Consider the following 13,721-nt stretch of genomic DNA (forward strand, 5'->3'; position numbering starts at 1 on the left):
GTGCTCATCCGTTTTGCCCACCGAGCCAGCGTTCGCGCACCTTGTACGCGGCGGCCTTCGGGGTCCTGTCCCGGGTGAACATGCCCTTGCGATTGCCTCCCACACGCATGATGCCAGGGATGGTCTGGAAGTCCGCGAAGTTCCACGTCTGCTCTCCGACCACCTCCGGGAACTCGTCGAAGACCCGGTGATACATGTCGAAGAACTTCTCCTGGTAGTCCTCCGACCAGGGACGCGCCTGGAGGTCACGCATCCCGGCGAGGGTGTCCGGACCGTACTCGGTGAAGATGACCGGTTTGCCGGGACACAGGCTGATCCACCCCTGGATCTCCTGTCGCAGGAGGGACTCGGCCAGGACGAGGTCGTTGTTCTGCCAGTACCAGCCGTAGTAGCGGTTGAGCATCACGACGTCGAACAGGTCGATGATGCGCTCCTTGTCCGGGGTGGAGATCATGACGTTGACATAGCCGACGGGTCGGCTCGGGTCCGCCTCCCGGGCAGCGGCCGCGAGGGGCTCGAAGTAGCTGCGTGAGGCATCCGTGTGGGACTCCGGCTCATTGGCGATGGACCACAGCACCACGCTGGGGTGGTTCTTGTCTCGCGCAATCAGTTCCCGGATGTGGGCCTCGTGGACCCGCTGGGTCTCGGCGTTGATCGTGTCCTGGCTGAAGGTCACGGTCGGTTGGTTCGGGCTGCCGAAGATGCCTCCGCTGATGCCGATGTTGAGGCCGACGGCGGCGGTCTCGTCGATGACGACGATGCCCTGCTGGTCCGCGAAGTCCATGACCTCATCGGCGTACGGGTAGTGGGAGGTGCGGAACGAGTTGGCCCCCTGCCAGCGCATCAGCTCGAAGTCGTGGACCATCATCACGTCGTCGTGGCCCTTGCCCCGCACGAGGTTGTCCTCGTGCCTGCCGTAGCCCTTGAAGTGGAACGGGCGGCCGTTGATGAGGAACTGGGAGTCCCTCACCTCGACGGTACGGACCCCGAAGGGTTGGGGGTAGAGGTCGTCATCGGCGATGACCTCGAGGGTGTACAGGTAGCCCCGGCCGGGCTCCCACAAGGTGACCTCCGGGATCTTCACACGCCCCTCGGCCCCCTCGGCCCGGGCCACGACCTGCTGCTGTGCGTCGAGGATCCTGACCCCGATCTGCCGGGCACCGTCGGCGACCACCCGATAGTTGACGGTGCCATCCAGCTCAGTGGTGATCGTGACGTCACTGACGGCGACGGCCGGGCGGGTGATGAGTTTCACGCCGCGGTGCAGGCCCGCGTAGTTGTAGAAGTCGTGGAAGTAGCGTTGGTGGATTCCGGACTCCTCAACCTCGAGGTAGCCGGGAGGAATGCTCTGCCAGGACAGCCGGTTGTCCACGGCGACCGTGAGCAGGAAGGATTCTCCCGGGACCACGTGGTCGGTGATGTCGGCCTCGAAGGGCAGGTATCCGCCGACGTGCCGTGCGACCTCCTGGCCGTTGACCCACACCGTCGCGGCATGGGTGGCGGCCCCGAACCAGAGGTGCAGTCGGTCCCCGTCATGGAGCCGGGGAGCCTGGACGCGACGCTGGTACCAGACCTCCCCGACGTGGTCGTGGACGTGAGGCGAGACCGTCACGTCGTTGTACGAGGAGGGGACGGGCATCGGTCGCGGCTCGGGCAGGGGATTCCCGGCCCAACCGGCCTCGCGACCATCCGCGTCGAGTTGGAACTCCCACACGCCGTCCAGTGGGGTCACGGTTCGAGACGGAGAGGTACGGGGGAACAGCATGGCACTCCTTCGGGTCCGGTGGGCTGTTTTCATTGGATCAAGTCCGGCGATCCACCCCGCCAGATTGCCATTTGTTGCCGGCCTGGTCCGGGGAGCGCGGCAACATTCGGCAAGTCAGGGGATCCGAGTCGCCGGGGTGGGAGGGTGGGCACCACGCCGCGACGCTGCGGCAGCCGCGAGAGGAACCACAGATGACACCCACCACGTCGGGGACCACCAGACGCCCCTTCGGAATGCGCGACAAGATCGGGTACATGTTCGGTGATTTCGGCAACGATTTCACCTTCATCCTGCAGTCGGCGTTCTTCATGCTCTTCTACACCAACGTCGTCGGGATCAATCCCGGCCACGTCGGGCTCCTGCTGCTGACGGCACGGGTGCTCGACGGCTTCACTGATGTCGGCATGGGAATCCTCGTCGATCGCCTACCGGTCAAGGCCGGCGGGGCGAAGTTCAAGCGGTGGATCAAGTTCATCGCCATCCCGGTGGCGGTTGCCTCTGCGCTGATGTACATGGCCTTCGTCGCCGACTTCGACTCCTACACCGCGAAGTTGGTGTGGATGTGCGCCACCTACATGTTGTGGGGGTCGGTGTGCTACACCGCGGTCAACATCCCCTACGGTTCGATGGCCTCGGTGGTCTCCGACAATCCCGACCACCGCGCAGAGTTGTCGGTGTTCCGTTCCACCGGTGCCACCCTTGCGCAGCTCATCATCATGGGGGCGCTTCCCCTGCTGGTCTACACCACGAACGAGGCTGGGGTCTCCGTCCTGTCCGGGCCTCGGATGAGCATCGCGGCCGCCGTGTGCGCGGTCCTCGCGGTCGGATGCTACGCCCTGTGCTATCGGCTGGTCGAGGAGCGCGTCCCCTCCGGCTCGGGCAAGGACGGGACCAGCCCCGGGATCGCGACGATGCTGCGCGCGGTCTTCACCAACCGTGCGTTGCTGGGGCTCATCGTCGCAGCCATGCTCCTGCTGCTGTCGATGCTCTTCCTGGGCCAGATGGTCAGCTACCTGTTCCTCAACTACTTCGGGGACGGCAAACTGTCCTCTCCCGCCTCGATCGCGGGCATCGCCCCGGCGTTGCTGCTGATCGTGCTCGCACCGATGCTGTCCAGGCGGTTCGGCAAGGCCGAGACCGGGATGGTCGCGATGTTCGGTGCCGGGGCCCTGTTCGTGCTGGCCTTCTTCATCAAGATCCAGAACCCGGTGTGGTGGATCGTCGTCTATGCCGTCGGGATGTTCGCCATCTCGGTGTTCAACTACCTGGTGTGGGCCTTCATCACCGATGTGATCGACTTCCAGGAGGTCCGCAGCGGCTCCCGTGACGACGGGACCGTCTATGCGATCTACTCCTGGGCACGCAAGCTCGGTCAGGCACTGGCCGGCGGTCTCACCGGATGGTCGCTCGGACTCATCGGCTTCGACGCGCAGGCCGCGAAGCAGGGGATGGCCCAGACGCCGGAGGTCAACGAGGGGATCTACATGCTGGCCAACCTCGTCCCCGGTGTCGGGTGCCTGCTGGTCGGGGCAGCCCTGTTGTTGCTCTACCCGCTGAAGAAGTCCGTGGTCGAGGAGAACACCAGGACCCTGCGGGAGCGTCGTGCCGCCAAGGCCTGATCCGGACCGCTGTGTGGCCCGCCCCGGCTCCGGGGCGGGCTACACCATGTGTGCCGGGAGCACACGTCGTTGTCGGGCGGGTTCTCGCAACCACGTGCTGAGCCTCGCGGCCCGGCTCAACCCTGGGCCCCGGACCGGACCCGGTGCAGCAGTTCCCCGGCGTTCGGCACGACGAGGGTGTCGGGATCGGCCTCGAGAGCGAGGAGGTCGACCTCCTCGGGGTCCAGGTGTCTCAGGCCCAAGGACTCGACGACCTCACGCGGGATCCCCGTGGCCAGGGTCACCGTCACCCGGTTGGTCTCCACCCCCGTGACCGGGTCGTAGTCCCCGAGCCCACGGAGATGGGTCGAATGGGCCAGTTCACCCCACGGATGGTTCTTGAACCGGTCCCACTGCTCGACGTAGTACTGCCGGTTGTGGTAGCCGATCTCCAGGATTCCCGGATGCATCACCGACACCTCGGTGATGTGGGGTGCGTAGATGATGAGCTCGCCGCCGTCGGCCACCACGGGCTCCAGCTTGTAGAACCCCTTGGCCCCGGTCCACATGTCCTCGTACATCGTCGGGATGAGCGAGACCACCCGCGGGTAGGTGCGGTCGACATGGCGCACGTGGACCTGGCTGGAGACCTCCGCGCATGCCTCCCATGCGGTCCGGGAATCACCGAAGGCCAGGAAGTTCAGGGAATCGCTGCCCGGGGCCACGATCATGCCGAGGAGCAGTTTCGTCGCGGGGATCAGTTCGGTGGCGGCGTCGATCATCTGCCTCACCGGCGTGATCCCGGTGGCACCGATCATCTCGTGGGAGGTGATGAGCGCACCCACCCAGTGCGACATGTCGATCACGTCATGACCCGACAGCCCGGGGTAGAAGTACTTGTTGCCACCCGAGATGCCCACCACCTCGTGTGGGAGGACCGGGCCGAGGATCAGGCAGATGTCGGTCTCGACCGCCATCCTGTTCACCAGTACCCGCATCGGACGATCCCGCAGCCTGCCGGAGGTCAGCTCCTCGATCCGTGCGGCAGGGATGGTGCCGAGGTCGGCAAAGGTGTCCTCGTCACGCCACCGGTGGTTGTGGATGCTCCAGCCGGGGTAGGTCTGCTCGAACCTCCCGGGCTCGCACCCCATGAGACGGGCGATGGCCTCGTCACCCATGTAGTCGTGGGTACCGAGGGCGATGACCACCCGCACCGAAGCCGGACGTGACCCGAGGGCGTCACGGATGTGTTTCGACAGCTGGGCGACGGGAGCATGGCGGGTGCCGTCCGGGACGATGAGGGTGATGTGTCTGCCGTCAAGATCGTGGGTGCTGAGACAGCGGTGGACGAAGTCCCGGATCTCCTCATCGGTCAGGGTCCGCTCGGGGCCACCGACGGACTCGGCCTCGGCGACCCCCGGGTAGAGTCTGGTCATCGTCGCCTCCTCACCTGACGACCCTCGCGTTGCCCTCCCACACCGACCAGACCTGGGCCTCGTCCGCGGGAAGGGCATGGTCGCGCAGGGTGGTCGCAGCCATGGCCCCGGTGGCCCAGCCGAACTGCATGCAGCGTTCGGGGGACCAGCCGTTGAGGATCCCGTGGAGCACGCCGCCGACGGAGGCGTCGCCACCACCGATCCGATCGAGCACCTCGATCTCACGCAACGCGGCGACGGCGAACTCTCCCTGTGACCACAGGATCATTCCCCACCGGTGTCGATTGGCCGAGATCACCTCTCGCAGGGAGGTGCCGATGCACAGGGCATCAGGGTACTGCTGCCGGATCGTGAGGATCATCTCCCGGTACTGCTCGATCTGCTCGTCGATGTCAGTGCCTCCCGCCCGGGGACCCGAGATGCCGAGGGTCAGCTGGAAGTCCTCCTCGTTGCCGTAGAGGATGTCGCAGTGGGAGGCGATGGCCGTGAAGGCCGAGGACAGCTCCTCCTCGCGTCCCTTCCAGAACGAGGCGCGGTGGTTGAGGTCGAATGAGACCCGGGTGCCGTGTTCCTTCGCCCGTGCCGCCAGCTCGACACAGAACTCGCTGGTTCTGGGTGACAGCGCGGCGACCAGGCCGGACATGTGCAGGATCTTCACCCCTTCGTCCCGGAACAGCCGATCGAGGTCGAAGTCGGCGATGGCCAGGTCGCGTCCCACCTCGCCGGCCCGGTCGTTCCAGACCCGTGGGGCGCGACCTCCGAAGCCTGAGTCCGCGATGTTGAACTGGTGACGGTAGCCCCAGGCGTCGCCCTGAGCCTTGTCAGGTCCTTCGTAGGCCATGCCGCGGGCCCGCAGGTCGGCCTTGATCAGTGAGGAGATGGGCGAACCTGCCACGAAGTTGGTCAGCACCTTGGTCGGGAGCCCCAGCGCAGCCACGACGGAGGCCACGTTGGTCTCGGCCGAGGTGGCCTGCATCAGGAAACGACTCGAGACGTGCACCGCCTCCCGGTTCTCCGGCGTGAGGCGTACTCCCATCGAGGTGGGGACCACCAGTGCCCAGCGGGCGTCATCGCGCAATTCCATCATGCTTTCACCTCCGGTCGTCCGGGTTCGGCCCACCGGGTGTGGAACGTACCCTCGTCATCGATGCGTCGATACGTGTGCGCACCGAAGAAGTCCCGTTGCCCCTGGATCAGGCAGGCCGGCAGGCGGCTGGTGCGGATGCCGTCGTAGTAGGCCAGCGACGATGAGAACACCGGGGTGGGGACACCGTGCAGGGCTGCGTCCGAGACGACACGGCGCCACGACGGCAGTGCTGCCGCCACGCGTGTGGCGAAGAAGTCGTCGGCCAGCAGCAGGGGCAGATCCGGGTCGGTATCGCAGGCACGGGCGATCTCACCCAGGAATCGTGCCCGGATGATGCAGCCGCCCCGCCAGATCCGTGCCAGTGCCGCCAGATCGATCTCCCAGCCGTACTCGAGCGCTGCCGCGCGGATCTCGCCCAGTCCCTGGGAGTAGGCGATGAGCTTCGAGGCGTAGAGGGCCTGCCGGACGTCCTCGATGAAGGTGTCGGCATCGGTGACCCGCCACGACCGGGAGCCGGCCGCGAAGGTCTGTGCGGCGACCCGCTGGGGCAGGGAGCTGGACAGTGCCCGGGCGAAGGTGGCCTCGGCGATCCCGGTCACGGGGACCCCGAGGTCGAGGGCGACCTGGGTGGTCCAGACCCCGGTTCCCTTCTGACCGGCCGCGTCGAGGATCACGTCGACCAGTGGTCTGCCGGTGCGCGGGTCCACCTGACGCAGCACCTCGACGGTGATCTCCAGGAGGTAGGAGTCGAGCTCACCGGAGTTCCACTGCGCGAAGACGTCCGCGATCGCGGCGGGTTCGAGTCCGAGCGCCGAACGCAACAGGTGGTACGCCTCCCCGATGACCTGCATGTCGGCGTATTCGATGCCGTTGTGGACCATCTTGACGAAATGACCCGCACCGTCAGCCCCGATGCGGGTGCAGCAGGGCTCGCCATCGACCTTCGCGGCGATCTTCTCGAACATGGGACCCAGCCGGTCATATGACTCCTGGGAGCCACCGGGCATGATCGAGGGGCCCCACAGGGCTCCCTCCTCACCACCCGAGACGCCACACCCGACGAAGTGCAGCCCTTGCTCACGCAGACGTGCCTCGCGGCGTCGCGTGTCGGTGAACAGGGAGTTCCCGCAGTCGACGATGATGTCACCGGGTTCCATCCGGGAGGCCAGGTCGTCGATGACGTCGTCGGTGGCCTGCCCTGCCTGGACCATGACGAGGGCGACGCGCGGTCTCTCCAGACAGGCCACGAACTCCTCCATCGATGTGGTCGGAAGGAACCGGGCCTGCGCACCGTGGGCGGCCATGACCTGTTCGGTTCGTTCGACGGAGCGGTTGTGGATGGCGACACGGTGGCCGTTGCGGGCCAGGTTGCGGGCGAGGTTCGAACCCATCACACCCATACCGGTGACACCGATGTCAGCGGAGGCGTTTCCTGGGGCGGGCAGAGACATGGGGGTCCTTCGTGGTCGTGACTTGGTTCCCCCAGCATGCTCAGCCCGGACGTGTGGGATCGCTGGTTGCCGAATCTTGCCACGGGTTTCGTGACAATTCACGGCAACCACACCGCCACGGGGAGAGCCGGTGGTTGTCTCGAGGGAAACCACTGGAAGACAGCCGCGAAGGAGTGGACGAGATGGTGGATCTGAGAGCGACACCGTTCAATCTCGATGAGGGCGGCGTCGCCTGGGTCGAGGCGACGATCGCTGGGATGACCGATGAGGAGAAGATCGGTCAGCTCTTCGTCAACATGGGGTCGGAGCGGTCCGAGGAGTACCTCACAGCGGTGTTGGACGAGTTCCACATCGGGGCGGTGCGCTACAACCCGGGCACCGCGGAGGAGGTGTGGGAGCAGAACCGCATCCTCCAGGAGAGGTCGAAGCTGCCGATGTTGATCGCGGCGAACACCGAGGCCGGCGGCAACGGTGCCTGCACTGATGGCACCTATGTCGGTCACGGGGCCAAGATCGGCTGCACCCATGAGGTGCGCTACGCCTACGAACTGGGTCGCATCTCGGGGATCGAGGCCGCTGCGGTCGGGTGCAACTGGTCCTTCGCCCCGATCGTCGACATCTACCGCAACTGGCGCAACCCCGTCGTGTCGAGACGATCCTTCGGCGGGGACGTCGATCTGGTCATCGAGATGTCCTTGGCCTACATGCGCGGCATCCGGGAATCCGGGATCGCTCCGGCCGCCAAGCACTGGCCCGGTGATGGCATCGACGAACGGGACCACCACCTGTCCCACGCCCCCAACTGGTTGACCACGGATGAATGGGACGAGACCTTCGGAAGGTTGTACCAGACCCTGATCGATGCCGGGTTGCCGTCGATCATGGCCGGCCACATCGCTCTGCCGAGCTATCAGCGGCACTTCAATCCAGCCATGGCAGACGATGACATCCTGCCGGCCTCGTTGTGCAAGGAGATCACCACGGATCTGCTGCGTGGCAAGCTGGGTTTCAACGGTGTGGTGGTCACCGATGCCTCACACATGGTCGCGATGACCGGTGCCATGAAGCGCAGCGAGTTGCTGCCGGCCGCCATCGAGGCCGGGTGTGACATGTTCCTGTTCTTCAACGATCCCGAGGAGGATTTCCGATGGATGATGGAGGGGTGGCGTTCCGGCAGACTGAGTGACAATCGCCTCGACGATGCCCTGCATCGCATCCTCGGGCTCAAGGCGATGCTCGGGCTCCACGAACGTCCCCGTGAGGAACTGCTGCCGCCGAAGCAGGAGGCCCTGGCCCGGATCGGACTCCCGGAGTCGAAGGCCGTGGCTGTGGAGATCGCCGATCGTGCGATCACCCTGGTCAAGAACAAGGATCCGCAGGTCCTGCCGTTGTCGGTGGAGCGCTACCCCCGGGTGCTCGTCGTGCCCATCTCCTCACCCCCCAGCCCCTTCGCGATGATGGTCGACAGCGGCGCGGGACATCCGGCGGACAAGGTGGTCGCGAAGCTGAACGAACGTGGCTACCGGGCTGAGCGGTACGTCAGCCAACTGGAGCAGGTGCAGGGCAGGTCTCCCGAGGAGGTCAGGCAGATCCTGCGTGACGCCTATGCCGGCAAGTCACCGATCTCAGGGCTCACCGACAACCATGACCTGGTGGTGTCCGTGGCCGAGGTCAACGGCCTGGGGCAGCCCGTGGAACGGCCCTACTGGCCGGGTACGAAAGGAACCCTGGACATGCCGTGGTACGTCCATGAGGTTCCCACCATCGTGATCTCCACGGCCTCGCCGAACCTGTTGGCCGACATGCCCCAGGTCAAGACCTTCATCACAGCATTCGACGACCAGGACTTCACCCTCGATGCGGTGCTGGACAAGCTGGAGGGTCGAAGTGAGTTCCGCGGCCGTCCCGCCACCGAGATGTTCCCGTTCGCCGACACCCGGATCTAGGGGAGAACATGACCAGCCAGCTGATTCCCGAGCACGCCCGGGCGTTGCGTGACTTCCAGCCGGGGCACGACTTCTTCGTCGGGATCGACTCCGACGGGTGTGCCATGGATGCGATGGACATCAAGCACCAGGAGTGCTTCACCCCTGCCTACATCAAGTACTTCAACCTGCAGGCCGCATCCGGGCTGGTACGGGAGACCGCGTTGTTCGTCAACCTGTACTCCAGCACCCGCGGCCAGAACCGGTGGGTCGCGTTGGACAGGCTCTTCGAGCTGCTGAGACAACGCCCTGAGGTGCTGAGCAGGGGAGTGCAGATCCCCGAGGGTGGTGAGTTGCGGCGTTTTCTCGACTCCGGATTCCCCAGGTCGGATGCCGGGATCGCAGCCTTCGCGGCCGAGCACCCGTCCGCGGAGATCGAGACCTGCATCGAATGGGGTCGGGGGGTCAACGAGTTGATCGCCTGGATGGTCCACGGCTGCGCTCCCTTCGACGGGGTTCGGGAGGCGATCCGGGCGATGCAGGACCTCGTCGACTGCATGGTGGTCTCGGCAACCCCCGTCGAGGCCCTGCAACGGGAGTGGGCCGAGCATGACCTCGCCCGCCACATGAGGGTGATCGCCGGTCAGGAGATGGGGTCCAAGGCGGAACACCTGCGATGGGCGGCGAAGGGCAGGTATCGCCTCGATCGCATCATGCTGATCGGTGATGCCCCGGGGGATCGCGACACCGCAGCCGAGGAGGGGGTGCTGTTCTACCCGATCCTGCCCGGGGACGAGGTGAGCAGCTGGAGGCGGTTCAAGGACGAGGCCCTGTCGAGGTTCCTCGACGGAACGTTCGCCGGGAGCTATCAGGAACAGTTGTTGGCGCAGTACGACCAGCTGCTTCCCGAGGTACCCCCGTGGAGTCGGCCCGTGGGCTGAGTCGTTGCCCTCCCCGCTGCACCGACACGGCCTGTTCCCGTCGGGCTCACCCGTCCCGGGTCGGAGCAGGGTGGGTGAAACGGATGTGGTGGTCAACGGGCTAGGCTCGGACACGTGTGGTGGCGCAGGAGGAGTTCCGGGAACAACGAGGCGGAGGCGGCCCGGCGGATCGCGGAGCTGACCGATTCCCGGCGCGCCATCGCCCTGGCCTACGAGGTGGAGCGGCGGCGCATCGAACGTGACCTGCACGACGGTGCCCAGCAGTATCTCGTGGCGGCGGCGATGAAGCTGGGGGAGGCACAGCTCTCCCCGGCGTTGGCGGGGGATCCCGGGGCCGTGCAGCTGCTCAAGGACGCGGCAGCCGCGATCCAGGAGGGGCTGCAGGCGTTGCGCCGCACCATCCAGGGCATCCATCCGCAGCTGTTGGCGCAGCAGGGCCTGGTCTCCGCACTGGAGGAGGTGGCGGCGACGGCGGCGAACCGGGTGCGGATCGTCGCTCCCCACCCGCTGCCGGAGCTGTCCGAGGAGGTGCTCGCGGTGGGGTACTTCTTCGCCTGTGAGGCCATCGGCAATGCGGCGAAGCACGCCCCTGACGCAGGTGTGAGCGTGCTGGTGGCCAGTGATCGCAACCTGTTGGTCTCGGTGGTGGACTCCGGGCCGGGTGGGGCCGAGTTCGTCCCCGGGCGCGGGTTGGTCGGGATGCGTGAGCGACTGGCGGCGGTCGGTGGGAGACTGGAGCTGTCGTCCCCGTCGGGTGGGCCGACGAGATTGTCCGCGACGATCCCGCTGCTGCTCGCGCGGGGAGAATCAGGGGTGGTGCTGGCATGAGCCACAGGGTGCTGATCGCCGACGACTCTGCCCTGTTGCGGGAGGGGCTCGCCGGGCTGTTGGAACGTCAGGGGCATGAGGTGGTGGGGCAGGAGGCCAGAGCTGATGCCCTGGAGGCCGCCGCCCGGGAGCTGGCCGCGAAGGGCGAGCTCCCGGATGTCCTCATCACGGATGTCCGGATGCCCCCGACGATGACCAACGACGGGCTCGCCGCAGCCATCCGCATCAAGACCGCCCACCCGGGGATCGCGGTGCTGGTGGTCAGCCAGTACGTCTCCGCGCGGCACGCCCAGGACCTGTTCGCCCTGCCCACTCCGCCCGGAGCCGGGGGGTCCGGTTACCTGTTGAAGGACCGGATCGCGCAGGTCGCGGACTTCCTGGCGGCCCTGTCCGTGGTGATCTCCGGGGGAGTGGTGATCGATCCCGAGGTGACCCGCGCCATGATGCAGACCTCGCGATCCGGTCTGGGTGAACTCAGCCCGCGCGAACTGGAGGTGCTGGAACTGATGGCGCAGGGCCTGTCCAACGGGCAGATCGGTGAGCGCTTGTTCCTCTCCGGTGCCGCCGTCGCCAAGCACGTCTCGTCGATCTTCGTCAAGCTGGGCTTCGAACCGGGCGACGAGAACCGCAGGGTCCGAGCCATCCTCACCTTCCTCAACTCATGAAAGGTGCGGCCAAGGGGTGTACCCGAACTGGCGGGCTGCTTGCGTGAACCCGGGATGTCAGCGCTGCCATCGAAGCAGAACGGCGATTCGTGCTTGCGAATCGTCGCGTCACCTGTTTGTCAATCCATAAAAAGCCGAAAAGCTGACGGAACTCTGGCCCTTCGTCGGCTGGTCGGCTCAACTTTCGTCCCGCTACGGTCCCGGGCGTTTGAGAACCGACCCCGTAGGAGGGACTGATGAATCCTGTGAAACTGACCCTGGCCCGCACGGCGGCAGCGATGCTGACCGCCGCAGCGCTCGTGGTTCCTGCGACCGCACATGCCGCTGCCCCTCGGATGGCGCACCCGATGGTGCCGATGCCCGCGCAGCCGACGGTGGAGCTCTCCACCAGCGCGGTGCCGCACCGCACCCTGCTCGTGGTCAAGGTGAGCGGCTTCCAGCCCGGTGAGCGCATCCAGGTCCGGGTGGGTGGGCGTTCCGCACGCACCGTCGTCGCCGATCAGGGCGGCCGGGCCAGCACTCATCGCGTGATCGACCGTCGGACCTGCGGCGCCGGCTGTGCCGTCACCGCTACCGGGGCGACGTCCGGGCAGGTCAGCGCCGAGTTCCAGGGCCTGCGCCGACGCTGAGCGTGAGGATACGCTTGGGGCAGTCCATGACGAAGGAGCCGATCCGTGACGATGTCCGAGCGCCAGCAGGATCTTCTCGGTGCCCCGCGATGGCAGCAGGCCGGGCGGGTGATCGACTGGCACATGGAGACCCTGGGGGCGGCCGACGGCTGTTCCCCCGAGGAGATCGACCGGATCGAGGAACGTCTTGGGCAGCCCCTGCCGACTGCCCTCAGGGAGTGGTTCGAGCTGCTGGGACACCGCCTGCAGGCGGTGCGGGACATCCCGGCGACCCCGCAGGACATCCAGCTGCGCGACGGCCTGGTCGAGGTGTGGCGTGCTGCCGCGGGGGAGTGGTCCCTGGCCGCGCCCTCCGGTGAGGACCCGACGCTGCACCTGGGCGGGAACGAGGCCCCGCTCAGCACCTGGCTGGTCGCCATGCTGATGTCGGAGACCCTGGTGGGGGCGTGTCGGGGCGAGCTGCAGGGTCCTCTCGGGCTGCTGTACTTCAGCATCATGGGTGGTGAGGTCGACCATGCCGCGCCCGACGTCCTGGCGACCGTCCGGGAGGACTACACGCCCTTCGCCCTTCCCCTGCCGACCCCGGAGGAGTCCTGGTACTTCGACGGGGGAAGCGTGATTCGTCTTGGTGCCTCCGGGCGGCTCGAGTGGGCCATCGCCACGCACCAGGCCTACCATCGCATCGATGCACTCCTCGGTCTGGCTGCGGGCGTGACCCAGGTGCTCGCCCGGGTCACCACCCCCACCCCCGAGGAGATCCAGCTCATCCTCGAGACCGAGGAGGAGGGCCGGGTCCACTTCTTCGGCGGTCAGGAGGTCCTGGACGCCGTGTGGGAGCTGGGCGACATCGAGCACATGATGCAGCGAACCGTCGAACCGACCTCGATCGAGGTCCTGCTGGTCGCCGACGCCGGCCACGAGGCCCTGTGTGATCTGCTCGTCGAGAAGTTGGCCCCGATCTGGGGAGAACGCCTGGTCATCGCATGGCGCAGTGGCACCGAGGGAGAGTTCACCGTGGTCCACCCCGACGGCGTGACCGACGTCGTCGAGCACTGACCCCTCGTCCGGTCCCCGGGAGGGCCTGCGAACAGGGGTGTGTGAACCCGGACCTCCGGGTTGCGTGCGCGAACCATGGAGGTCAACGGTGCCGGACGAGCAGAACGAGGATTCCTGCAGGGTGGGCGACGGCTCGCCGCGGGTGACCCGTCGGTGCACCCGATGAGCCGTCGATTTGGTCCCTCCCGGCGCTCGTGCAAGAATGAGCAAGTTGCTCCGCGGGGAGTGGTGTGTCCGGACCGGGTCCGGCGGTGCCCTCCTCGTCGAGGTCGAGCAGGTGGCCCAAGCGCGAGATGTGACCTCCAGCCCCCTGGAGGTGGTCTTTCCTTGCGGCTTCGGG

Annotated in this window: 11 protein-coding genes; 7 read left to right on the forward strand and 4 right to left on the reverse strand. The window is 66.6% G+C overall.

What is annotated here, in order from left to right:
* Positions 1-4: 4 nt before the first annotated feature.
* Positions 5-1,765: a beta-glucuronidase gene (gene uidA, locus EII34_RS05045; RefSeq protein ID WP_124843576.1), complete on the reverse strand. Its 1,761-nt coding sequence runs from the start codon at positions 1,763-1,765 to the stop codon at positions 5-7.
* 191 nt (positions 1,766-1,956) lie between these two features.
* Between uidA and EII34_RS05050 the strand changes: the two genes are divergently transcribed.
* Positions 1,957-3,384 (forward strand): MFS transporter, encoded by a 1,428-nt coding sequence (locus EII34_RS05050; protein WP_221620203.1) that lies wholly within the window; start codon positions 1,957-1,959, stop codon positions 3,382-3,384.
* Between the two features lie 116 nt (positions 3,385-3,500).
* Here the strand turns inward: EII34_RS05050 and EII34_RS05055 are convergent, their stop codons facing one another.
* The 3 genes from EII34_RS05055 to gndA are packed head-to-tail and all read right to left on the reverse strand — an operon-like array spanning position 3,501 to position 7,337.
* Positions 3,501-4,799: a lactate racemase domain-containing protein gene (locus EII34_RS05055; protein ID WP_124843578.1), complete on the reverse strand. Its 1,299-nt coding sequence runs from the start codon at positions 4,797-4,799 to the stop codon at positions 3,501-3,503.
* Positions 4,800-4,809: 10 nt separating this feature from the next.
* A complete protein-coding gene (locus EII34_RS05060) occupies positions 4,810-5,886 on the reverse strand; it encodes a sugar kinase (RefSeq protein ID WP_124843580.1) in 1,077 nt (358 codons plus the stop codon).
* Complete coding sequence (gene gndA / locus EII34_RS05065; RefSeq protein WP_124843582.1) at positions 5,883-7,337, reverse strand: NADP-dependent phosphogluconate dehydrogenase; 1,455 nt, start codon at positions 7,335-7,337, stop codon at positions 5,883-5,885. Before gndA ends, EII34_RS05060 begins: the two co-directional genes overlap by 4 nt.
* 182 nt (positions 7,338-7,519) lie before the next feature.
* Here gndA and EII34_RS05070 point away from each other — a divergent pair, with 182 nt between their 5' ends.
* From EII34_RS05070 to EII34_RS05095, 6 genes are all read left to right on the forward strand, one after another.
* A complete protein-coding gene (locus tag EII34_RS05070) occupies positions 7,520-9,283 on the forward strand; it encodes a glycoside hydrolase family 3 protein (RefSeq protein WP_124843584.1) in 1,764 nt (587 codons plus the stop codon).
* Between the two features lie 8 nt (positions 9,284-9,291).
* Positions 9,292-10,203 carry an HAD family hydrolase gene (locus tag EII34_RS05075; RefSeq protein WP_124843586.1) on the forward strand — a complete coding sequence of 304 codons (912 nt, stop codon included), beginning with the start codon at positions 9,292-9,294 and terminating at the stop codon, positions 10,201-10,203.
* A gap of 114 nt (positions 10,204-10,317) precedes the next feature.
* On the forward strand, positions 10,318-11,031 hold the full coding sequence (locus EII34_RS05080; protein WP_124843588.1) for a sensor histidine kinase: 714 nt from the start codon (positions 10,318-10,320) through the stop codon (positions 11,029-11,031).
* Entirely contained in the window at positions 11,028-11,696 is a 669-nt protein-coding gene (locus EII34_RS05085; RefSeq protein ID WP_124843590.1) for a response regulator transcription factor, read from the forward strand. The genes EII34_RS05080 and EII34_RS05085 overlap by 4 nt, the downstream gene beginning before the upstream one ends.
* 236 nt (positions 11,697-11,932) lie before the next feature.
* Positions 11,933-12,325 carry a hypothetical protein gene (locus EII34_RS05090; protein ID WP_124843592.1) on the forward strand — a complete coding sequence of 131 codons (393 nt, stop codon included), beginning with the start codon at positions 11,933-11,935 and terminating at the stop codon, positions 12,323-12,325.
* A 45-nt stretch (positions 12,326-12,370) separates the two neighbouring features.
* Positions 12,371-13,381: an SMI1/KNR4 family protein gene (locus EII34_RS05095; protein WP_124843594.1), complete on the forward strand. Its 1,011-nt coding sequence runs from the start codon at positions 12,371-12,373 to the stop codon at positions 13,379-13,381.
* Positions 13,382-13,721: the final 340 nt, after the last annotated feature.

Source organism: Arachnia propionica (assembly GCF_003859805.1).
Taxonomy (GTDB): domain Bacteria; phylum Actinomycetota; class Actinomycetes; order Propionibacteriales; family Propionibacteriaceae; genus Arachnia; species Arachnia propionica_C.